Source organism: Acidovorax sp. NN32, from assembly GCF_057597245.1.
The window spans coordinates 2,012,406-2,034,307 of record NZ_CP199679.1 but is presented as its reverse complement, the minus strand read 5'-3'; the positions used below and the strand labels follow the sequence as shown (position 1 = coordinate 2,034,307).

Below are 21,902 nucleotides of genomic sequence, written 5' to 3'. Positions count from 1 at the left end.
GCAACGGCAATAGCTACCATTTTCATAGCATCCAGCGCTTACCAGTTAAGCGCTAGAGGCCATTTTTACTTGATTTTTTGCCTTACCACGGGCTGGCGCTGCGCCCAGACCCACAGCAGGACGCCCGCTGCAATCATCGGCACGCACAGCCACTGGCCCATGCTCATACCCAAGGACAGGATGCCGAGGAACGCATCGGGCTCGCGGAAGTATTCGGCAATAAAGCGGAAGGTGCCATAACCCACCAGGAATGCGGCGGCCACCTGGCCCTGGCGACGTTCTTTGCGCGCATACAGCCACAGCAGGATGAACAGCAGCAAGCCCTCCAAGAGGAACTGGTAAACCTGCGACGGATGGCGTGGCTGCAGGGAACCGCTGTGTGCAAACACCATGCCCCACGGCAGGTCCGGGCTGGCAAAACGGCCCCACAGTTCGCCGTTGATGAAATTTCCCACCCGCCCTGCGGCCAAACCCGTGGGCACGCAGGGCGCCACAAAGTCGGCCACCTGCAGCCAGGGGCGCTTGCGCGAATGTGCGAACCACAACATGGCCACGATCACGCCCAACAAGCCACCGTGAAAGGCCATACCCCCTTGCCACACGGCAAAGATTTCCAGGGGGTGACTCAGGTAATACGCAGGTTTGTAGAACAGGCAATACCCCAGGCGCCCCCCCACCACCACACCCGCCACCCCCAGGAACAGGATGTCTTCCACGTCCTTGCGCGACCATGCGCCAGGGCCGGTGATGGAGGCAAACGGTTCGTGCCGCAGGCGCCGGATGCCCAGCAGCATGAACAGGCCAAAAGCCGCAAGATAGGTCAGGCCGTACCAGTGGATGGCCAGCGGGCCGATCTGCAGGGCGACAGGGTCGATGTGGGGATAAGTCAGCATGGGGGCGATTGTGCACGCGCAGCACTACCCTTTCAGGGCGCTGGCCTGCACCTCATGGGCCACAAAGTCGATCCACCGGGCCAGTGCGGGCGGCACAGTGGCGCCCCAGACCAGGCTGGTTTCGCACACGGGCGCCAGGGGAGACTTGCCGCCCAGCTGCCGGTAGACAACGCCCGGCCGCTGAAACTGCTGCACGCTGGCAGGCACCCAGGCCAGCCCCAGGTCGGCCGACACCAGGTTGACGATGGTCTGCATCTGGATGGCCTCCTGGGCCACCTGCGGCACCTGCCCCGCTGCGTGGTACAGCGCCACGATCGCGTCGTACAGCGATGGCAGGATCGGGCGGGGGAAAATCACCAGAGGCTCCCGCAGCAGGTCAGAGAACCGGACGGTGGGCGTGCGCGCCAGCGGGTGATGCTCAGGCAGCGCAAGCACCAGCGGCTCTTGCGCCACACACAGGCTTCGCAGGGCAGGTGGCGCCTGGCCGGGCGTGTGCAAAAGCAGCCCGGCATCAATCTCCCCCCGCTCCAGCGCCTGAAGTTGCACGTCGCCCGTCGCCTCGATCAATTCAAGCCGCACCCCGGGCCACTGGGCCCGGAAGACTCGCACCCACTGCGGCAGCATCCCAAAACCCACGGTCGAGACAAACGCCAGACGCAGCCGCCCCACCTCGCCCGCTGCCGCCGCGCGCGCCTGTGCAGGGAGCGCCTGGGCGCGGTCGAGCAAATCCAGCACCTGCGGCAACAGGGCAGCCCCGGCTGGAGTGAGCTGCACGCTGCGTTTGGTGCGGTCGAACAGTTGAAGGCCCAGCGTGCGCTCCAGCCCGGCGATGGCCTGCGTGAGCGGCGGTTGTGTCATGTGCAGGCGCTGCGCCGCGCGGCCAAAGTGCAGCTCCTCAGCCACTGCGGCAAACTGCCGCCACAAACGCATATCAATGAATGGCTCTTTCATATGCTGTACATATTAATCGCCCTGTACAAATGGATTGGATGGCGCCCACCAATCGCCGCATACTCGCGGCTGCGAAAAGTTTCTCCACTCACAAGATTCGCTCCACGAAGGAAAACACACCATGGCAGACAACAAAGTCATCCCGATCCAGCCCATCAACCGCCGCAGCGCCAACATCACCCAGGGCAAGTCGCGCGCACCCAACCGCTCCATGTACTACGCCATGGGCTACGAGGAAGGCGACTTCGTGAAACCCATGGTGGGCGTGGCCAACGGCCACAGCACCATCACGCCCTGCAACAGCGGCCTACAGAAGCTGGCAGACGCGGCCATCGCAGGTATCGAGGAAGCCGGTGGCAACGCCCAGGTATTCGGCACCCCCACCATCAGCGACGGCATGGCCATGGGCACCGAAGGCATGAAATACAGCCTGGTGAGCCGCGAAGTCATCAGCGACTGCATCGAGACCTGCGTGGGCGGTCAGTGGATGGACGGCGTGCTGGTGGTAGGCGGCTGCGACAAGAACATGCCGGGCGGCCTGATGGGCATGCTGCGCGCCAATGTGCCCGCCATCTATGTCTATGGCGGCACCATCCTGCCCGGCCACTACCAGGGCAAGGACCTGAACATCGTGAGCGTGTTCGAGGCCGTGGGCGAGAACGCCGCCGGCAAGATGAGCGACTTTGACCTGAAGGAGATCGAGAAGCGCGCTATCCCCGGCACGGGCTCGTGCGGCGGCATGTACACCGCCAACACCATGTCCAGCGCGTTTGAGGCCCTGGGCATCAGCCTGCCCTACTCGTCCACCATGGCCAACCCGCACGACGAAAAGATGAACTCGGCCAAGGAATCGGCCAAGGTGCTGATCGAGGCCATCAAGATGGACCTGAAGCCGCGCGACATCGTGACCAAGAAGTCCATCGAGAACGCTGTGGCCGTCATCATGGCCACGGGTGGCTCCACCAACGCGGTGCTGCACTTCCTGGCCATTGCCCACGCAGCGGGCGTGGAATGGACCATTGACGACTTCGAACGCGTGCGCGTGAAGACCCCCGTGCTGTGCGACCTCAAGCCCAGCGGCAAATACCTGGCCGTGGACCTGCACCGCGCAGGCGGCATCCCGCAGGTCATGAAGATCTTGCTGAACGCAGGCCTGCTGCATGGCGACTGCATCACCATCGAAGGCAAGACAATTGCCGAAGTGCTCAAGGATGTGCCAGACGAGCCGCGCGCCGACCAGGACGTGATCCGCCCCATCAGCAACCCGATGTACGCCCAAGGCCACCTGGCCATCCTCAAAGGCAACCTCAGCCCCGAGGGCGCTGTGGCCAAGATCACGGGCCTGAAGAACCCCGTGATCACCGGACCGGCCCGCGTGTTTGACGACGAACAATCGGCGCTGGAAGCCATCCTGGCCGGCAAGATCAAGGCGGGGGACGTGATGGTGCTGCGCTATCTGGGCCCCAAGGGCGGCCCCGGCATGCCCGAAATGCTGGCCCCCACTGGCGCGCTGATTGGTGCTGGCCTGGGTGAAAGCGTGGGCCTGATCACCGACGGCCGCTTCTCGGGCGGCACCTGGGGCATGGTGGTCGGCCACGTGGCGCCCGAAGCGGCAGCCGGTGGCACCATCGCCTTCGTGAACGAAGGCGACAGCATCACCATCGACGCACGCCAACTGCTGCTGGAGCTGAACGTGAGCGAAGAAGAGATCGCCAAGCGCCGCGCTGCCTGGACGGCACCCGCACCGCGCTATACGCGCGGGGTGCAGGCCAAGTTCGCGTTCAATGCATCGAGCGCCAGCAAGGGTGCGGTGCTCGACGCGTATTGACGTCCAGCGCTTTCAAAAAAGCAAAAGCCCGCCGCTCCCGGCGGGCTTTTTTTTGCTGCCAAGACCATGGCATCCGCGTTGTGTGCCCCCGCGTGACTTGCGTCTTAAAACCCGCGCCGCCTCGACCGCCACCGGATCCAGCCGCCCGCCAAAGCTCTCAATGGTGCTGTCACACGCCAGGACCAGCTCGCGCGCATCAATCCCACTTCCTTTCGCACGGCCGCCGTCACGGCAGCCTCACGGGCCGCTACATCCCGCACCAGCCGAAGTACGGTCACCCGTGTACGGTCTGCAGGTGAGGCACTGGGCGAGCCTGGGTTCACCGCATCTTCTGGCGCCGAGGCTTCCACACCCGCCGCGATGTCGCGGATGTCGAAAAAGGCCAGAGGCTGCTCTGCACAGGTGGTCACCATCAGGCCCCAGGGCTCGTGCACATCGATGCCCTTGGGGCCGCCCTCGCGCGGGTTGTGGTGCCCCCGCTCAAACACAGCGTCCTCCAGCACGCGGAACACGGCATCCGGCTCGGCCAGACTGCACCACCCGGAAGGATCTCGGTGAAACACGGCCACATGGGGGGCGCCAGCATCCGCCACCAGCAGAATGCGCCCGCCCGCCAGGAAACACAGCCCATGGGGGTAGCTGACGCCACGCAGTTGTGCCGCTGGCGCGTTGCCAGGCGCAAGAAACTCATCGTTGCGGTAGAGCGCGACAATGTGGCGGTCGTGGTTGCTGACCGCCACCCATTCAGCATTGGGGTCCAGCGCCACACCATCCGGAACCTCCAGCCCGTGCTGCATGAGAAGCTGCGCATCCAGATGGGAAAAACCGGCAGCCGCGTTCAGCAGGTGATGGGTCACGTAATGGGAAAAGCCGTTGCACACCCACAGCTCGTGCAAGCCCGCGCCCAGATCCCGTGCGCACAGGCTTCCTGGGGTGCTCAGGAGTTCCGTTTCCTGCTTGCCGATCACGGACAGGGGCTCCAACGTGTGCAACGCGGTCAGACCATCCGCCCGTGGAATGTCGAACAGCGATACATTGCCCTCCCGGCTGGCGACCGCGATGATGCTGTTGCTGATCCAGCACAGGCCATGGGGGCGCTGGAGGCTGGTGGACGCAACCTCCACGGCATCCGTCAGGTAGAGCACCTTCTGCCCGTTTTCAAACTGGCAGTCCATCCCCACGACCAGCACCCTGTCGAGGGTGATGGCAGCAAGCGCCACACGGCGTCCGTCGGGCGACCAGCTCACATCTTCGGTTCGCCCCATGGATGCAATGGCGTCCAACACCTCTGCGGGGCCGATGCATGCCAGTCTCATGGCGAAACTCCTTGCTGGATGTTGTGAAACGCCAAGGCATCGTCCACACTGCCATCCATCACCACGCATCCATCTTTAAGGACCAACGCTCTGTTGCAAAAGCTCTTGAGAATGACCTCGTTATGGGATGCCAGCACCAGAATGGAGACCTGCTCGATCAGCCCGTTGATGCGCTCCTTGGCCTGGCTGAAAAACTTCGCATCACCAGCACCAATCATCTCGTCCATGAGCAGAATATCGGGAACCACGCTCGTGGAAACGGCAAACGCCAGGCGCAGCAGCATGCCCTGTGAGTACGTCCTGACCGGCAACTGAAGATGCTCGCCCAGCTGTGTGAATGCCTCTACCGAGGGTATGAGGCCCATCGCCTGCTTGCGCGTCAGACCCATCACGATGCCTCGCATGATGATGTTGTCGTACCCAGTGGCATCGACATCCATGCCCAGCATGATGTCTGTGAGCGCTGCAATCCGGCCACTGAAGGACAGCTCGCCTTGCATGGGCTCATAGACGCCCGAGAGCACGCGAAGCAGCGTGGTTTTGCCAGCGCCGTTCGAACCAATCAGGCCGACCCGATCCCCCGGACGCAGCAACAGGCTCACATCACGCAACGCATGCACGCTGACCTGCCGCAAACCGCTGGCCTCCACACGGGCCTTGTCACGCATAGGAAGCCCCAGCACCGTATTGAGCAGGCCCCGTGACCGCGTAGTGAACACGGGAAAGTCGATGGATACGTTGGACAACTGGATATGGGCCATCTTGGGATACCGAAGGGTGGCGGCGCCTACAGCCAGTAAACAATCCGCCGCCGAATCGCGACGTACTGCCAAAAGAAAATCAAACCCAACAGCAAGACCACCCCCACTGCGGCACCCCAGGTCTGCAGGCTGGGGATCTCTCCCATCAAGGGGCTGCGCGTCAGGTCCAGGAAAAGCGCCAATGGATTCAGGCGTACCACCCACTGTGCACGTTCGGTCAGCTGGTCAGGCACCCAGAGCACGGGGGTCACAAAAAAACTGACCTGCATCAGGCTGCCCAGGGCCACCGTCACGTCGCGGAAGCGGGCCGCAAGCCCCCCCAGAATGGCAACCACAAAACTGGCAGCCAGCAAAGTCAGGGCGGTGGCGCCAAGCAGCGCCCCCCACTGCACAGCCCCCAGCCGCCCCGCCCACCACAACACGGCCAACACAATGACCGCGCTGTGCAGCATCAGGATGGAGCATCGAAACACGGTGCGGAACACAAACGCCATCTTGGGGTAAGGCGTCTGCTTCAAAAACGCGTCCGAGCCGATATAGGTCAAGCAGCCCTCATTGATCAGCGCACTGAAGTACCCGAACAGCACATGCCCGGCACAAAAATACGGCAGGTACCACTCGGCCGGGTACTTGAACAGTTGGGCGCCGATCAAGCCAAATGCAACGATGAAAATGGCCGTGTGCAGCGTAATCCAGACAGGCCCCAGAAAGGTCCGCCGATACTGCTTGGCGACATCGTTCCAGCCCATAAAACACCAGAAGCGCCACGCCACCATGGCGCTCCAGATGTCAAGCCCCAACAATTGAACTTGCCTCTGACGCGCAGACACGGGGGGATTGGCGGTTGAATGAGCCATCACAGCAATATCAAGCCATCGACTCGTAGACGCGCAGGGTTTTTTCTGCGCACGCTTGCCAGGTGAAAGCGCGCACGCGATCACGCCCGCGCGCAACCAGCTGGCCCGCCAGTTCTGAGTTCTCGGCAACTCGGCGCATCGCATCCGCAAGTTCGTCGATGCGCAGAGGATCAATCAGCAAGGCCGCATCCCCCGCAACCTCCGGGATGGAGGTCGTGTTGGACGCCACCACCGGCACCCCCGCCGCAAAGGCTTCCAGAACCGGCAGTCCGAATCCCTCGTGGAGCGACGGGAACACCAAGGCCGTTGCACGCTTGATAACCACCTGAAGATCGGCATCCGGCAAGTGCTGCAGCCAGCGGACATGTTTGAGCGCGCCCCCGGTGAATTGGGCGACAACGTCTTCGCACCCCCAGCCCGGTTTGCCGACCACCACCAACGGAAACTCCCGCTGCAGAGGCTCGGGCAGGCTGGCGTGGGCCAAAAGCAGGCGGCTGATGTTCTTGCGCGGCTGCAGGGTACCGACGCTCACAAAATAGAGGTCTGGCAATCCATGCCGATCCCGCACGGCTTTTTCCACGGACTCATCGACCGGAGCAAACCACTGCGGACCTACACCCAGAGGAATGGCAGTGATCCGCTCTTCGGGCAGGCGGAAGTGCGTAGCGATCTCCTGGCGGGAGTAATTGGAAATCGTGATGACCTGCTGCGCCCAGAACGCAGTACGCCGCCACAATTCGTTTTTCAGGCCCTTGAACCGGTATCGGACCCACTCGGGGTGAGAAAGCGGGATCGCATCAAAAATCGTCGCCACCACCGGCGTTCCACGCAAGCGCGGGACCAGATGGTCGGTGGCATGGATGACATCAATCCCCGCGCAGAGCGCGCGGCGCACCCTGCCAAAGTCCACCCCCGGCAGCGTGGCGGCCAGGGCCTGCCGCGCAAAAGGTCCAAAGGACATCGCAGGTGTCGCGCCCTGCCAGAGGCTCGCCGGAGCATCGAACAGATACGGCTGCAGTTGCGCTGACGGCGGCATGGCAGCCATCAGCTCCCGGGTGTAGGTACCAATGCCATCCACACCACCCTGCTGGACAGTACGTGCCAGCACGCTGACGCCAAAAGCTACCCTCATCGGGCCACCTCACACAGCAGCCAGCAGGGCGCACAGTAGTGGTTCACCATCATCGGGCCCCGGGATAAGTGCGCCGCAAGTCTGCTTCCACCATCATTCGACAGACCTGCTCTACGGAGGTGCGCGCCTCCCAACCCAGTTCGGCCCGGGCCCGGGAGGCGTCGCCCACCAGGATATCCACCTCTGCTGGGCGAAAGAAACTGGGATCCACGCTCGCCACAACGCGCCCCGTCCCCACATCCACGGCCACTTCCGAAGCAGCGGCACCCGCAAACTCCAGGGATATGCCAGTAATCGAGAACGCCATACGCACAAAGTCGCGCACGGTCTGCTGGCGGCCGGTTGCCAGCACGTAGGTACCAGGCCTGTCTGCCTGCATCATCTGCCACATGCCTTCGACGTACTCGGCCGCAAAACCCCAGTCGCGACGCGCATCCAGGTTGCCCAATTCGAGCACACCCCTTTCGCCATGGGCCATGCGGGCCACCGCATTCGATATCTTGCGTGTCACAAATTCACTGCCCCGAAGGGGGCTTTCATGGTTGAACAGAATGCCGCTGACGGCATACATGCCATAAGCTTCCCGGTAGTTGATGGTCATCCAGTGGGCAAACAGCTTGGACACCGCATAAGGGCTGCGCGGACAAAAGGGGGTGGACTCGCACTGCGGCGTTTGACCCACCCCACCGAACATCTCTGAGGAACTGGCCTGGTAGTAGCGTATATGGGGGTCCACCAGCCGGACAGCTTCCAGCAGATTCAATGCCCCCTGGCCGTTAACCAGCGCCGTAGTGGTCGGAGCGTCAAAACTCGCTCCCACAAAGCTCTGTGCCGCCAGGTTGTACAACTCGTCCGGACGGAATTTTTGCAGAAGTGCAATGGCAGAGCCGGGGTCGGTCAGATCAAAATCAACCAGCAGCAAATGGGGATGGCCCATCACGCCCAGCTCCTGAAGGCGCCAGGTATTCACACTGCTGGTGCGTCGATGGGTGCCTATGACCTGGTAACCCTTGTTCAGCAGAAACGCTGCCAGATAGGCGCCATCCTGCCCGGTGACACCCGTAATGATGGCCGTCTTGCCACGTGCAGCGATGATGGGCTCTTTTCTGTAACACAACCTTGCCATACCCGCCCCAGGATCGGAGCGAAGACCGGCGGCTGCAGAGTCTTGAAGTCAACGAGGCTTGCGCGGGCGCATGCCCAGGGCTTCCTTGTTCTTGTTGATCCGATCCTGCTTGCGCTGCTCCATCTTTTCCATGGCTTTACGTTTCGTATATCCCGTGGAATCAGCCCAGGCCCACCATAAGACCGTGGCACCAAAGGGCGCCAGCACCCACCACCAGGACCAGGCGGCCACGGGTCCAACCTCGAAATACTTCAATGCCAGAAGCAACAGTGAAAGACCCAGCAGGTACATCGCGATCTCCAGAAAAGGCCGAAACCGCCCGGTTGACCTCGGACAAATCCCTGTCAACCCAAGCCACTACAATTCCATTAAAGAACTGTAACTCAACCACAGGAATTCCCACCATGAAGCGTACCCTGATCACCCTTGCCATGACGCTGTCGGTTGCGGCACCCGCCATGGCCGATCTGGCCTTGGCAACCTCGAAGAACTGCATGGCTTGCCACGCTGTGGACAAAAAGCTGGTGGGCCCTTCGTACAAGGATGTGGCTGCCAAATACTCCGGTCAGAAAGATGCTGTGGACAAGCTGGCAGCCAAGATCGTCAAGGGCGGCGCGGGGGTGTGGGGTCCAGTTCCGATGCCTGCCAACGCCCAGGTCAACGATGCAGAAGCCAAGAAGCTGGCTGCGTGGGTGCTGACGCAGAAGTAAATCGCCTCAACCTCACCCCGGGGGCGGCATAGCCCCTTGGTGAAAGGCCGCGCCACGCACTGTGACGCGGCCTTTATAGTTTCTAGAACCTGTTTTGCTTTTCAGGGCGCGGGCAAATTGCAGGACACAGCAACGAAAAGCTGCGAGCCCCTCTGATCACACCCGAGAAACGACCGGCACCGCCTCCAGCCCGCGCGTTCGCAGCTGGTGCTCAAGCTGCCCCACATACGCTGCGGTGGAGTTGTCGGACTCAGTGGCACGCGCTGCTAGGTGCGCTTCCAGTTCATCCAGCCGCGCCAGCACAGTGGCGTGCGCCTGCTGGTGCTGAGCATCCAGAAAAGCCCGCAACTCCGTAAAACGCGAGGCTTCCGCCTTGTCCGCCAGTTCGCGCTGGACCTGCATTTCCTTGGTATGACGTCGCGTCTCCATCAATACCGAACCCTGGAGCGACAAGACATAGACGATAAAAAAGATGCCCAGCAAGCCCGTAAGGCCCAGCATGATAAGCCCCAGCGGAGCCTCAAAGACCACAATGCCAAGCGATACCAGGGACGGTGCGGCCAGAGCGGGCCAATTGAGGGCGGCGAGTGCAGCAATGGCTAAAACCGTCACCCAAAGAACGATGGAACGCAGATGCATGAAAACCTCCTGTAGGCAGCGCCCAGGCGAAGATCCGCAAGCGCCATGCGCCGTTGTAACGCATGCACGGGCCGTCACCGACCGCAGGCGGGAGATTTCAGGCGGTGTCCTACAAAGAGAACTAGGGAGGCGCGGAGCCCTAGGGATTCTCTGCACGAATCGAGCGGAAAGCGTGCGCTGCGGATCGGGATGGACTGCAAGGCGCAAAACGCAGCAATAGCCGCAGCTATTGCGAGGTTTTGCAACGCCGCAGACCGCCCGAGACCGCAGATGCACACGGCGCGCCGATTCGTGCAGAGGAGCCCGAGAGCGCCTCACAAGCGCGGAGGACCAGCGACGGGATTGTGTGGCCACATCACATCGCTACGCGATATGAGTGCCCCCAAACCCCGCAAGCGCTGCGCGCTGGCGCCGTTACACGGCACCTTCTGGATCAGTTGGTCTGAGCCAACTGATCCAGGATTGCGGGGTTTTCCAACGTGCTGGTGTCCTGGGTGATGGCCTCGCCCTTGGCAATGCTGCGCAGCAGGCGGCGCATGATCTTGCCGCTGCGGGTCTTGGGCAGGTTGTCGCCAAAGCGGATGTCCTTCGGCTTGGCAATGGGGCCAATCTCCTTGGCCACCCAGTTGCGCAGTTCGTTGGCGATCTGCTTGGCTTCCTCGCCGGTGGGGCGCGAGCGCTTGAGCACCACAAACGCACAAATGGCTTCGCCGGTCACGTCGTCAGGGCGGCCCACCACGGCGGCCTCGGCCACCAGATCCGTCTTGGCGACCAGGGCGGATTCGATCTCCATCGTGCCCATGCGGTGACCGGACACGTTCAGCACGTCGTCAATGCGGCCGGTGATGCGGAAGTAGCCCCGGTCGGCACTGCGCACCGCGCCGTCGCCCGCCAGGTAGTAGCCCTTGAGTTCTTCGGGGAAGTAGCTCTTCTTGAAGCGCTCGGGGTCGTTCCAGATGGTGCGGATCATGCTGGGCCAGGGGCGCTTGATCACCAGGATGCCACCCGCGCCGTTGGGTACGTCGTTGCCCATTTCGTCCACGATGGCTGCGGTGATGCCGGGCAAAGGCAACGTGCAGCTGCCGGGCACCAGCGGCGTGGCGCCGGGCAGCGGGGTGATGACATGGCCGCCGGTTTCGGTCTGCCAGAAGGTGTCCACGATGGGGCAGCGTTCGCCGCCCACGTTCTTGTGATACCACATCCAGGCTTCAGGGTTGATGGGCTCGCCCACGCTGCCCAGGATGCGCAGGCTCGACAGGTCGGAGCGCGCGGGGTGTACCGCCTCGTCAGCCTCGGCCGCCTTGATGAGCGAACGGATGGCGGTGGGGGCGGTGTAGAAGATGGTGCACTTGTGGCGCTCGATCATCTGCCAGAAGCGGCCAGCGTTCGGGAAGGTGGGAATGCCTTCAAAGATGATCTGCGTGGCGCCTGCAGCCAGTGGGCCGTAGGCGACGTAGGTGTGGCCCGTGATCCAGCCAATGTCGGCCGTGCACCAGAACACGTCGTCGGCGCGCAGGTCGAACGTCCAGTCCATCGTCATCTTGGCCCACAGCAGGTAGCCGCCGGTGCTGTGCTGCACGCCCTTGGGCTTGCCGGTGGAGCCGCTGGTATAGAGGATGAACAAAGGGTGCTCGGCGCCCACGGCCACGGGTGCGCATTCGGTGCTTTGCCCCGCCAGTGCCTCGGCAAAGGTCTTGTCGCGCCCGGCTACCATGTTGCAGGCCGTGGCCGTGCGCTGGTAGACAAACACATTGCGGAGTGTGTCGCAGCCGCCCATGGCCAGGGCTTCGTCGATGATGGCTTTGAGCGGCAGCTCTTTGCCGCCCCGCATCTGGTAATTGGCGGTGATCACGGCCACGGCACCCGCGTCAATGATGCGCTCGTGCACCGCCTTGGCGCTGAAGCCGCCAAACACCACGCTGTGCGTGGCGCCAATGCGGGCACAGGCCTGCATCGCCACCACACCTTCGATGGTCATCGGCATATAGATCAGCACCCGGTCGCCCTTGCTCACGCCATGGGCCTTCAGGGCGTTGGCAAACTGGCTCACACGGGCCAGCAACTCTTTGTAGGTGATCTTGGTGACCGTGCCATCGTCGGCCTCAAATAGGATGGCGGTCTTGTTCTCGGTGGGCGTGCCGATGTGGCGGTCCAGGCAGTTGGCCGAGGCATTGAGTTCGCCGTCGGCAAACCACTGGTAAAACGGTGCGTTGGATTCATCCAGCGTGCGCGTGAACGGCTTGGACCACTGCACGTTCTCGCGCGCCAGGCGCGCCCAGAAGCCTTCGAAGTCCTTCTCGGCTTCGGCACACAGCGCATCGTAGCCCGCCATGCCTGACACGCGGGCGGCTTTGACGATCGCATCGGAGGGCGGGAACACGCGGTTCTCAACCAATACGGACTCGATGGCGGATGTGGGCGCACTCATGGTGTTGTCTCCTGGGTCTGATGGAATTGGAATTGGGCGGTACTGTCGGCCGTGGCACTTACAAGCCACTGACTGGCACGAAGCTTACAGAATAGGCCACCTGCAACCAGGCGGAAGAGCGCTTGCGGATGAGGGGTGTCACGCGGCCCCCCTAAAATCGCGCGACCCAAGATCCACCCTTCATTTCATGTCCCTCCCCAAAAAACCCGTCCCCCCGGCGCCCATGCGTCCCCTGCCCTCGCTGATTTTTGCCAGCCGGTGGCTGCAGCTGCCCCTGTACCTGGGCCTGATCCTGGCCCAGGCGGTGTACGTTTTCCACTTCTGGGTGGAGCTGGTGCATCTGATCGAGGCCGCTTTTGGCAACACCACCGCGCTCAAGAGCCTGGTCTCCAGCATTGGCTACAAGAGCGACTTCGAGGTGACCTCGCTCAACGAAACCATCATCATGCTGGTGGTGCTGGCGCTGATCGACGTGGTGATGATCTCGAACCTGCTGATCATGGTGATCGTGGGGGGCTATGAAACCTTCGTCTCGCGCCTGCACCTGGAAGACCACCCCGACCAGCCCGAGTGGCTGAGCCATGTGAACGCCTCGGTACTCAAGGTCAAGCTGGCCACCGCCATCATCGGCATCAGCTCGATCCACCTGCTCAAGACCTTCATCAACGCCGCCAACTACGACATCAAGGTGCTGATGTGGCAGACCATCATTCATGTGGTGTTCCTCCTCAGCGCGTTGGCCATTGCCCTGACAGACCGCCTGATGGCGCATTCCACACCGCCCGCGCGCCACTGACGGCCCCTCCCCCCTCCGCACCCGAAAGAGGCCGCCCATTGCGGCCTCTTTGCTTATTTTCGAGTTGAAAATAGTGCTAACGCTTAACTGGCATTGATTTACAGCTACAAAAAAAGTAGCAACTTAGGTCGATATCTGCTCCCAAATTTCTCCCCAATCGGGCGGCACAGTGCAGGCCATACCCACTTGCAGGAGAAATCCATGGACCGCAGCACCGCCGCCCAAGCCATCGTCGCCCCCCTCGCCACCGCCACGCAGGCACCCACCAACCGCCGTTTTGCCCTGAACGCCCTGGGTTCCCTGGGCGTGGCCACCTTGTTCGGCTGCGGGGGCGGAGACACCGAAACCACGGACACGACCGACACCACCGGCACAGGTACAGGCACCGGAACGGGGACAGGCACCACAACCACCTGCTCGGTTGTCCCCGAAGAAACCGCAGGCCCCTACCCCGCCGATGGCTCCACGGCCAGCAACAACACCTACAACGTGCTGGCGCTCAGCGGCATCGTGCGATCGGACATCCGCAGCTCCATCGGCTCGTCCACGCAGGTCAGTGGGGTGCCGCTGACCATCACCATCACGCTGACGAACACCAGCGCCAGCTGCGCAGCGCTATCAGGCTACGCGATCTACCTGTGGCACTGCACGCAGGACGGCAACTACTCGGTCTACAGCTCGAACAACATTGCCGACAACTACCTGCGCGGCGTGCAGGCGACGGATGCCAGCGGCACCGTGACCTTCACCACCATCGTGCCCGGCTGTTATGCGGGCCGCATGCCGCACATGCACCTGGAGATCTACCCCACGCTCGCGTCGGCCAACAATGCGCGCAACAAGGTCAAGACCACGCAGCTGGCCTTCCCCACCGAGCTGCTCAGCAGCATCTACAGCGCCAATTCCGGCTACAGCGCCAGCGTGCGCAACCTGGCTTCCATCACTTTTGCCACCGACAACGTCTTCAGCGATGGCACCACGCTGGAGATGACCACGATGCAGGCCAACAGCGGCGGCGGGTACTCGGCCAGCATCACGATCTCGATTGCGGCTTGACTGAAAGCCCCTTCAGTCGCCTTCGGCGCCATCCCCCGGAGGGGGACGCACCCGGTGGCCCGCCAAAGCCGGTTCTACGGGTGCACTGGCCTGGGCCGCGCCGGTTTCTGGCGGCGAATCCACTCATTGAACGCATTTCTTCACTACACCTACGGAAAAACGATGACTTTGCACTCTCTTCGTCTCCACTTGCTGGCCCGCATGACCCTCGCGACCGTACTGGCAGCAACATCGGCCGCCCCTGTGCTGGCGCAATCGCAGGGCCGGCAAGAGCCGCCCGCTCCGCCGCCCGAAGCCTATGCCGCCTGCAAGGGCAAGACCGAAGGCGCCAGCGTGACGCTGACCATGCCCGACGGCAAATCGCTCGCAGGCACATGCCGCACAATGGGTGGCACCCTGGTGGCCATGCCCGCAGGCGGGCCTGGCGGCCCCGGCGGTGCAGGCGGCCCGCCCCCCGCCCGCTAGACCGTCCTGCAGCCCCATCGATGCCCCACCTGACCCTTCACCGCAAAGCCTTCATCGCCCTGGCAGCCCTGCTGGTGGCCTTGTTGTTGATCTTTGCAGGCTTTTCGCGGCTGGGCTTGCAGCGGGGCCTGGGCCCGTACGTGGCAGAGATTGAACTGGCCCGCATGGACTGGCTGGCCGAGCGCCTGCAGGCCCACCACACGCAGACGGGCGGCTGGGACACCCTGCGCAACCAGCCCCGCCTCTGGGGCCAGCTCAGCCACCCTGGCAGCGGCCTGCGCCGATCAAACACCCAAGGCGCAGAAGGCACCCCGCCCACCGACCGGAGCGGTTCGCCCGGAACGCCCCCCGAACTGGCGAACGGCAACCCGCCAGCGGACCGCAGCATGCAGCAGCCCCCACCACCGCCCCCCGATGGCGGGCCGCCCCCGGGCGAGCGCGGCGCGGGTGGCCCACAACGTCACCCCGACGACCTGTTCCCCCGCCTGGGTCTGGTGGACGCACAGCAACACCTGGTGGCTGGCACGGCGCCCCAGCCGGGTAGCGCGCGGCTGGCCCTTGCGGGAGCCGACGGCAAGACCATCGGCCAGCTGGTGCTGGCACCTCCGCAAGGTGTGCGCAGCGAAGCCGACCAGGCCTTTCTGGCGCAACACCTGGGCTTTGTGGCATGGACCGGCCTGGCCGGGCTGGCACTGGCACTGCTGCTGTCGGGCTGGCTGGCTCGGCGCTGGCTGGCCCCCGTCGAGGCCCTGGCCAACGGCGCACGCGGCATTGCGCAGGGCCACCTGCACACCCGCGTGCCCGTGCACGGCAACGACGAACTGGCCCAGCTGGCCCGCACCTTCAACACCATGGCCGAACAACTGAGCAGCATCGAGGCCAGCCGCCGCCAGTGGCTGGGCGACGTAGCCCACGAGCTGCGCACCCCCCTGGCCGCCATGCGCGCCGAAATCGAGGCCGTGCAGGACGGCATCCGCCCGTTTGACGACAAGACCGCGCTGCGCCTGCACCGGCAGGTGATGCGCCTGATCCAGCTGGTGGGCGACCTGCGCGCCAGCCTGGACGCGGCGGGCACCAGTGCACCCTCGGCCCAGGTGCCCGTGCACCCGCTGTCGCTGCTGAACGAGGCGCTCGCATCCATGCGCCCGCGCTTGGCGCAGGCGGGCATCGACGTGGACACCACCGGCCTGGACGCCCTGACCGCGCAGGTTCCGGCGCAGCCTGCACCCCTGGTGCGGGGCGATGCGCAGCAACTGCACCAGGTGTTCTTGAACTTGCTGGAAAACAGCCTGCGTTACACCGACGCGGGTGGCCTGCTGCGCCTCTCGGCACGCCTGTTGCCACCGGCCGATGGAGCCGCCCAACTGCAGGTGCAGCTGGACGATAGCGCGCCCGGCGTGCCCGCGCACGAGCTGCCACGCATCTTTGACCGCCTGTACCGCGCCGAAACCTCGCGCAACCGCGACCATGGCGGCTCGGGCCTGGGCCTGGCGATCTGCCGCGCCATCGTGCTCGCGCACGGCGGCACGCTGACGGCCGACACCTCACCCCTGGGCGGCCTGCGCATCACGCTGCAACTGCCATTGCTGGACAACCCCTCATGAGCCACCGCATCCTCGTCATCGAAGACGAACCCGACATCGCCGCCATCGTGGTGGACTACCTGCGCCACGCAGGCTACACCGTGGAACACCAGGCCGAGGGCCGCGCGGCGCTCGCCAGCATGATGGCCGCGCCGCCGGACCTCACGCTGCTGGACATCATGCTGCCCGGCCTGGATGGGCTTGAAATCCTGCGCCAGGCGCGCCGCCACACCCAGCACCCCATCATCATGCTGACCGCCCGCGTCGAAGAGGTAGACCGCCTCATCGGCCTGGAGCTGGGCGCGGACGACTACATCTGCAAGCCGTTTTCGCCGCGCGAGGTGGTGGCCCGCGTCAAGGCCGTGCTGCGCCGCACCGCCGCCGCGCAGGAGCTACCGGCAGCCACCACTACGGTGGCAGCGCTGATGCTGGACGAATCGCACTGGCAGGCCACGTTGCACGGCACGCCGCTGGGTCTGACGCGGCGCGAGTTCCGCTTGCTGCAAGTGCTGGCACGCCAGCAGGGGCGCATCTTCTCGCGCGCGCAGCTTCTGGACCAGGCCTATGAAGACACCCTCGATGTGAACGAGCGCGCGATCGACAGCCATATCAAGAATCTGCGCAAAAAACTCAAGACCGCCAGCGCGGATGGCAGCGACTGGATTCGTTCGGTGTACGGCGTGGGTTTTGCGCTGGACCCGACGGCGGCCGAGTGAGCCTGGCCCGATGGGCAGATTGCTACATTTTTAATAGCGTTGCCGCTTATCCAATATGCGCAGGGGCCATTTTTAACCACGAGACAGTGGTGTGGCGGGCCGCCTATTCCGCCCCTGTCTCACCCCAACGCACGCAGCGCACCTACACCACCTCCGCCCGGGCACGGGTGTGATCGGGGCCACACCCTGGCCACTTTTACCTGTTCGCCCCGATGCCCGCCCTGCCCCCATCGCCCCGCGCACCAGCACCACCCCGGCCCACCAGCCGCCCCCAGAAGCTCCCTGGAGGCCTGGTGTACGTCACACCCGCCATGCCCGGCCTTACCCGCGTGCGCAGCGGTGCCAAGGCTTTCCGCTACCGTTTGCCCGATGGCCAGTGGCTGCAAGACCCGGACGAGGTCGCCCGCATCAAACGCCTGGCTATCCCACCGGCATATACCGATGTGTGGATTTGTCCCCTGCCCCACGGGCACCTGCAGGCCACGGGGCTGGACGCGCGCGGACGGCGCCAATACCGTTACCACCCGCAGTGGCGCGTGCAGCGCGACGAGGGCAAGTTCGAACACATGCAGGCGTTTGGCCGCGTGCTCCCGCGCCTGCGCAGCCGCGTGGCGCGCGACCTTGCCGCGCACCGCAACGGCCAGCCTCTGACTCGCACGCTGGTGCTGGCCACGCTGGTGCGCCTGCTGGACACCACCTACCTGCGCGTGGGCAATGAGGAATACGCCGCCACCAACCGCTCGTATGGCCTGACCACGCTGCGCACGCGGCATGTGCAACTCAAAGGCAGTCAGCTCAAGCTGCGATTTCGCGGCAAGAGCGGCGTGTTGCAAGAGGTCGAGCTGGACGACCCGCGCGTGGCCCGCGTGGTGCGACGCTGCCAACAACTGCCGGGGCAGGAACTCTTTCAATACGAGGACGAAGACGGTAGCTTGCGCACCGTAGGCTCGGGCGACGTGAACGACTATCTGCGCGAGATCACGGACGGCGCGGCAAACTCAGAAGGTGATCATTTCACTGCCAAGGACTTTCGCACCTGGCACGGCACCACGCAGGCGCTGGAGCTGACGCGCCTGGCCTGTACGCAACCAGTAGCCACCGCCGCCGATAAAAACGTGCGCTACAACGCCAAGGCCATCCTGGCCGAGGTGGCGCGCCAGCTGGGCAACACGCCCGCCGTGTGCAAGAAGTCGTACGTGCACCCGGCTGTGCTGGAGCTGGGCACACGATTGGCATCTGACGCGGGGCCCGGCCTGCAGGCGGTGTGGAATCACATTGGCGGTACCACATCGCCACGGGGCTTGAGCGCGGCGGAGCGCCGATTGCTGGCGTTTCTGCGCAAGCCGCAAAAGCTGCACAAGGCGCGCCCCACCACCAAAGCGTAAGCATGGTGCCGCTGCTGGGGTGTCGCACAAGTGCCGTACAGGGCCATCGCAGTGAGCGCTGTCTCGCTAAACTGGCATGCTGCGCCTTGTCACCGTCTTTCAGCCCGGCCCCGCGCACAGGCCGGCCCCGCAACTCCAGCCTGCCGCCATGCCCACCGCCACCATTGCCTTGCCAGAGTCCGCCCATTCCCTGGCCGACCACCACCTGCAACGCCCGTTCCTCAGCCAGACGGAGCGTGAAGCCATCAACCGGGGCCGCTGGTTCGCCGCGCTTACGCCGTCGCTGCGGCATGACATCTTCCGGCTGGGCCGCATCACGCGCTACACACACGGCCAGATGATCGTGGAGCAGGGTGATCTGGCGCAGGACTGGTTTGCCTGTGCCAGTGGTGCCATCCGGTTTCGGCGCACCACGCCGTCGGGCAAGCAGGTGACGCTGGCCTATGTGGAGCCCGGCATCTGGGTGGGCGAGGCCGAGGTGCTGCACCGGGGGCCCAACACCTACGACGCGCACGCCCACGGCCCCACCACGGTGCTGAGCGTGGCCGAGGGCGTGTTCCGCCAGTTGCTGCGCGAACACCCCGAGTTCGGCGAGGCCCTGCTCACGCTGCAGGCACGCCGCATGCGCTACCTGTACTGGATGATGGAAGACATGGCCACCCTGCCCCTGCGCGCGCGGCTGGCCAAGCAGCTGCTGCACGTGCTGCGCCGTTTTGGCGAGCGTGCGGCCGTGCCCGGCCAGCGCGGGGCCATCGGGCTGGCACTGGTGCAGGACGAGCTGGCACAACTGCTGGGCGGCTCACGCCAGCGCATCAATGTGGAACTCAAGTGGATGGAGCGTGAGGGCATCATCGGCATCCACCAGCGCAGCATCGTCGTCTACCAGCAAGACCAACTCGAAGCGCTGGCGCAGCAGGAATAGTCCTGCCGCCTTGCGACCGGCCAATCAAAAACAATAGCACCTTGCGCTTATTGGACAAGCGCTGGCGGTCATTTTTTCTTGAACTTTTGACCCACGCCACACCGCGCTGACCCTCAGCGCCCCACCATATTGCCCGGCACCACCCACTGGTCGAACTGCTCGCCCGTCACATGGCCCGAGGCCACGGCCGCTTCGCGCAGGCTGGTGCCTTCCTTGTGCGCCTTCTTGGCGATGAAAGCGGCCTTGTCGTAGCCGATGTGGGTGTTGAGCGCGGTCACCAGCATCAGCGAGCGATCCACCAGTTCGGTGATGCGCTCGCGGTTGGGCTCGATACCCACGGCGCAGTGATCATTGAAGCTCACCATCCCGTCGGCCAGCAGGCGCACGCTCTGCAGAAAGTTGTGGGCCACCATGGGGCGGAAGACATTGAGCTCGAAGTTGCCCGAGGCGCCGCCGAAGTTGATGGCCACGTCGTTGCCGAACACCTGGGCGGCCAGCATCGTCACCGCCTCGCTCTGGGTGGGATTGACCTTGCCGGGCATGATCGAGGAGCCGGGTTCGTTCTCGGGGATGCTGAGTTCACCAATGCCGCTGCGCGGGCCGCTGGCGAGCCAGCGCACGTCGTTGGCGATCTTCATCATGCTGGCGGCGAGGGTCTTGAGCGCGCCGTGGGCAAACACCAGGCCATCCACCGAGGCCAGGGCCTCGAACTTGTTAGGCGCGGTGACGAAGGGCAGACCCGTCAGGCGCGCCAGCTCGGCGGCGGCCTGCTCGGCATAGCCCTTGGGCGCGTTCAGCCCCGTACCTACGGCGGTGCCGCCCAGCGCCAGCTCGTACAGGTGGGGCAGCGCCGCGCGCACATGGCGCTCGCCATGGTCGAGCTGGGCCACGTAGCCCGAGAACTCCTGGCCCAGCGTGAGCGGGGTGGCGTCCTGCAGATGGGTGCGGCCGATCTTGACAATGCCGTCGAAGTCCTGCGCCTTCTTCGCCAGCGTGGCGCGCAGCTTGGCAATGGCGGGCAGCAGGCGGTGCGTGAGGGCTTCCACGGCGGCCACGTGCATGGCGGTGGGGAACACGTCGTTGCTCGACTGGCTGCGGTTTACGTCGTCGTTGGGGTGCACCAGGCGGCCTTCGCCGCGCTCGCCACCCAGGAGTTCGCTCGCGCGGTTGGCCAGCACTTCATTGACGTTCATGTTGGTCTGCGTGCCCGAGCCCGTCTGCCAGACCACCAGCGGAAACTCACCGGAATGTTTGCCAGCAATCACCTCGTCAGCAGCGGCCACGATGGCCTCGGTCTTCTGCGCGTCCTGCAGGCCCAGCGCCTGGTTGACAACGGCCGAGGCGCGCTTGACCTGGGCCAGCGCCTTGATGATCTCGCGCGGCTGCTGCTCGCCAGAGATGTCGAAGTTCTGCAGCGAGCGCTGCGTCTGCGCGCCCCAGAGTTTGTCGGCCGGGACTTCGATGGGGCCAAAGGTGTCGCGTTCGGTGCGGGTGGTCATGGACAGCGGTTCTCCAAGTGAAACAACAGGTGCGACCTGGCAACGGGGCCGCGCCCGGCAGAATAATGCAAAAAATAACCATTCTCATTTAATACACTGCACTGCTGGTGCGCAAGCATGCGCTCGTCAGTGTGTGGCAAGCCCCGCTGCAGAGCGCAGAAAAGCGGTGCCGTCATCACTGCCGGTGGGGGCTTCGCTCCGGCCCGCTGTGAGGTCTTGACAAGACCCCACACCTTCTCGCGCTCAATCGTCGGCTTGTTCTTACACCGCACGGACGCCAGTGGGCACACCATGGCGGTGCAGCAACTTTCCTCGCCGCGAATCCACGGAGACCACCATGGCCAAAAGCAGCCTGCTTGGCATCGATGCCGACAACCTTTCTCCCCTTCACAGCGCCAAGGGCAACGACAGCCTGGGTCCCAGCGATGCATCCGACTCGGGCAGCGACAGCACCGGGTTGTATGGCACCGACCCCGACAACGACACCGACCGCTACGGAACCGGCGAACGCGCGAGCGTGGAGCCCGAACTGCAGCTGGAGTCGCGCGACATCCTGCCCGACCACCTGGAGTCGATGGACACCGACGACGACACGGCTGAAAACGGCGATGTGCGGGCGGGAGCCGACCAGTATCCGGCCGATGACCCGGCGGACGACCCGGCGGACGACCCGGAGCTGGATCCGGACTCCGGCGACGGTGCCGAAGCGTAAAAAGCATGGCGTGGCCTCCAGCCAGTCTGCCGTTGGGGCTGCTGAGCTTTGAGAGGCGGGCCAGACTGCGATAGTCGCGTTGTCCACAGGTAGTCTGCGCCAAGGCCGCGCCAGCGCCGTGTCAGCA

21 protein-coding genes are annotated in these 21,902 nt (G+C 64.2%); 10 read left to right on the top strand and 11 right to left on the bottom strand.

The window, feature by feature from the left end; all coding sequences use genetic code 11:
* Positions 1-65: 65 nt before the first annotated feature.
* Together lgt and ACT89O_RS09390 are read right to left on the bottom strand one after the other, a co-directional pair.
* Positions 66-893 carry a prolipoprotein diacylglyceryl transferase gene (lgt, locus tag ACT89O_RS09395; protein WP_218299405.1) on the bottom strand — a complete coding sequence of 276 codons (828 nt, stop codon included), beginning with the start codon at positions 891-893 and terminating at the stop codon, positions 66-68.
* Between the two features lie 24 nt (positions 894-917).
* Positions 918-1,844, bottom strand: coding sequence for a LysR family transcriptional regulator (locus ACT89O_RS09390; RefSeq protein WP_487262436.1), 927 nt, complete (start codon positions 1,842-1,844; stop codon positions 918-920).
* Positions 1,845-1,965: 121 nt separating this feature from the next.
* Between ACT89O_RS09390 and ilvD the strand changes: the two genes are divergently transcribed.
* Positions 1,966-3,672 (top strand): dihydroxy-acid dehydratase, encoded by a 1,707-nt coding sequence (gene ilvD / locus ACT89O_RS09385; protein WP_121419613.1) that lies wholly within the window; start codon positions 1,966-1,968, stop codon positions 3,670-3,672.
* Positions 3,673-3,776: 104 nt separating this feature from the next.
* Here ilvD and ACT89O_RS09380 read toward each other — a convergent pair whose 3' ends face one another.
* The 6 genes from ACT89O_RS09380 to ACT89O_RS09355 all read right to left on the bottom strand — a co-directional run bounded on the left by ACT89O_RS09380 (position 3,777) and on the right by ACT89O_RS09355 (position 9,155).
* A complete protein-coding gene (locus tag ACT89O_RS09380) occupies positions 3,777-4,988 on the bottom strand; it encodes a YncE family protein (RefSeq protein ID WP_487262435.1) in 1,212 nt (403 codons plus the stop codon).
* Positions 4,985-5,749, bottom strand: coding sequence for an ABC transporter ATP-binding protein (locus tag ACT89O_RS09375; protein ID WP_121506936.1), 765 nt, complete (start codon positions 5,747-5,749; stop codon positions 4,985-4,987). Before ACT89O_RS09375 ends, ACT89O_RS09380 begins: the two co-directional genes overlap by 4 nt.
* Before the next feature lie 26 nt (positions 5,750-5,775).
* Positions 5,776-6,549 carry an ABC transporter permease gene (locus tag ACT89O_RS09370; RefSeq protein WP_487262434.1) on the bottom strand — a complete coding sequence of 258 codons (774 nt, stop codon included), beginning with the start codon at positions 6,547-6,549 and terminating at the stop codon, positions 5,776-5,778.
* Between the two features lie 67 nt (positions 6,550-6,616).
* Complete coding sequence (locus ACT89O_RS09365) at positions 6,617-7,738, bottom strand: glycosyltransferase family 4 protein (protein ID WP_487262433.1); 1,122 nt, start codon at positions 7,736-7,738, stop codon at positions 6,617-6,619.
* Between the two features lie 49 nt (positions 7,739-7,787).
* Positions 7,788-8,864 carry a GDP-mannose 4,6-dehydratase gene (gene gmd, locus ACT89O_RS09360; protein WP_487262432.1) on the bottom strand — a complete coding sequence of 359 codons (1,077 nt, stop codon included), beginning with the start codon at positions 8,862-8,864 and terminating at the stop codon, positions 7,788-7,790.
* Between the two features lie 48 nt (positions 8,865-8,912).
* Positions 8,913-9,155: a TIGR04438 family Trp-rich protein gene (locus ACT89O_RS09355; RefSeq protein WP_487262431.1), complete on the bottom strand. Its 243-nt coding sequence runs from the start codon at positions 9,153-9,155 to the stop codon at positions 8,913-8,915.
* Positions 9,156-9,268: 113 nt separating this feature from the next.
* Between ACT89O_RS09355 and ACT89O_RS09350 the strand changes: the two genes are divergently transcribed.
* Positions 9,269-9,574 carry a c-type cytochrome gene (locus ACT89O_RS09350; RefSeq protein ID WP_055400490.1) on the top strand — a complete coding sequence of 102 codons (306 nt, stop codon included), beginning with the start codon at positions 9,269-9,271 and terminating at the stop codon, positions 9,572-9,574.
* A 156-nt stretch (positions 9,575-9,730) separates the two neighbouring features.
* Here the strand turns inward: ACT89O_RS09350 and ACT89O_RS09345 are convergent, their stop codons facing one another.
* Positions 9,731-10,213, bottom strand: a complete 483-nt coding sequence (locus ACT89O_RS09345) for a hypothetical protein (RefSeq protein ID WP_055400488.1) — start codon at positions 10,211-10,213, stop codon at positions 9,731-9,733.
* Between the two features lie 433 nt (positions 10,214-10,646).
* Positions 10,647-12,641, bottom strand: a complete 1,995-nt coding sequence (gene acs, locus ACT89O_RS09340) for an acetate--CoA ligase (protein ID WP_487262430.1) — start codon at positions 12,639-12,641, stop codon at positions 10,647-10,649.
* Positions 12,642-12,864: 223 nt separating this feature from the next.
* Here acs and ACT89O_RS09335 point away from each other — a divergent pair, with 223 nt between their 5' ends.
* From ACT89O_RS09335 to ACT89O_RS09305, 7 genes are all read left to right on the top strand, one after another.
* Positions 12,865-13,437: a TIGR00645 family protein gene (locus ACT89O_RS09335; protein ID WP_218135473.1), complete on the top strand. Its 573-nt coding sequence runs from the start codon at positions 12,865-12,867 to the stop codon at positions 13,435-13,437.
* Positions 13,438-13,638: 201 nt separating this feature from the next.
* The gene (locus tag ACT89O_RS09330) at positions 13,639-14,493 is read left to right on the top strand and encodes a dioxygenase family protein (RefSeq protein WP_487262429.1); all 855 of its coding nucleotides are present in this window, start codon (positions 13,639-13,641) and stop codon (positions 14,491-14,493) included.
* Positions 14,494-14,694: 201 nt separating this feature from the next.
* The gene (locus ACT89O_RS09325) at positions 14,695-14,958 is read left to right on the top strand and encodes a hypothetical protein (protein WP_487262428.1); all 264 of its coding nucleotides are present in this window, start codon (positions 14,695-14,697) and stop codon (positions 14,956-14,958) included.
* 20 nt (positions 14,959-14,978) lie between these two features.
* The gene (locus ACT89O_RS09320; RefSeq protein WP_487262427.1) at positions 14,979-16,562 is read left to right on the top strand and encodes an ATP-binding protein; all 1,584 of its coding nucleotides are present in this window, start codon (positions 14,979-14,981) and stop codon (positions 16,560-16,562) included.
* Entirely contained in the window at positions 16,559-17,257 is a 699-nt protein-coding gene (locus tag ACT89O_RS09315; RefSeq protein ID WP_487262426.1) for a response regulator, read from the top strand. Before ACT89O_RS09320 ends, ACT89O_RS09315 begins: the two co-directional genes overlap by 4 nt.
* Before the next feature lie 212 nt (positions 17,258-17,469).
* Positions 17,470-18,642 carry a DNA topoisomerase IB gene (locus ACT89O_RS09310; protein WP_487262425.1) on the top strand — a complete coding sequence of 391 codons (1,173 nt, stop codon included), beginning with the start codon at positions 17,470-17,472 and terminating at the stop codon, positions 18,640-18,642.
* A gap of 148 nt (positions 18,643-18,790) precedes the next feature.
* A complete protein-coding gene (locus ACT89O_RS09305; RefSeq protein WP_121508750.1) occupies positions 18,791-19,564 on the top strand; it encodes a Crp/Fnr family transcriptional regulator in 774 nt (257 codons plus the stop codon).
* 113 nt (positions 19,565-19,677) lie between these two features.
* On the opposite strand, the gene fumC is transcribed toward ACT89O_RS09305, so the two are convergent.
* Positions 19,678-21,063, bottom strand: a complete 1,386-nt coding sequence (gene fumC, locus ACT89O_RS09300) for a class II fumarate hydratase (protein WP_487262424.1) — start codon at positions 21,061-21,063, stop codon at positions 19,678-19,680.
* A gap of 337 nt (positions 21,064-21,400) precedes the next feature.
* On the opposite strand from fumC, the gene ACT89O_RS09295 reads away from it, so the two are divergent.
* Complete coding sequence (locus tag ACT89O_RS09295; RefSeq protein WP_487262423.1) at positions 21,401-21,775, top strand: hypothetical protein; 375 nt, start codon at positions 21,401-21,403, stop codon at positions 21,773-21,775.
* Positions 21,776-21,902: the final 127 nt, after the last annotated feature.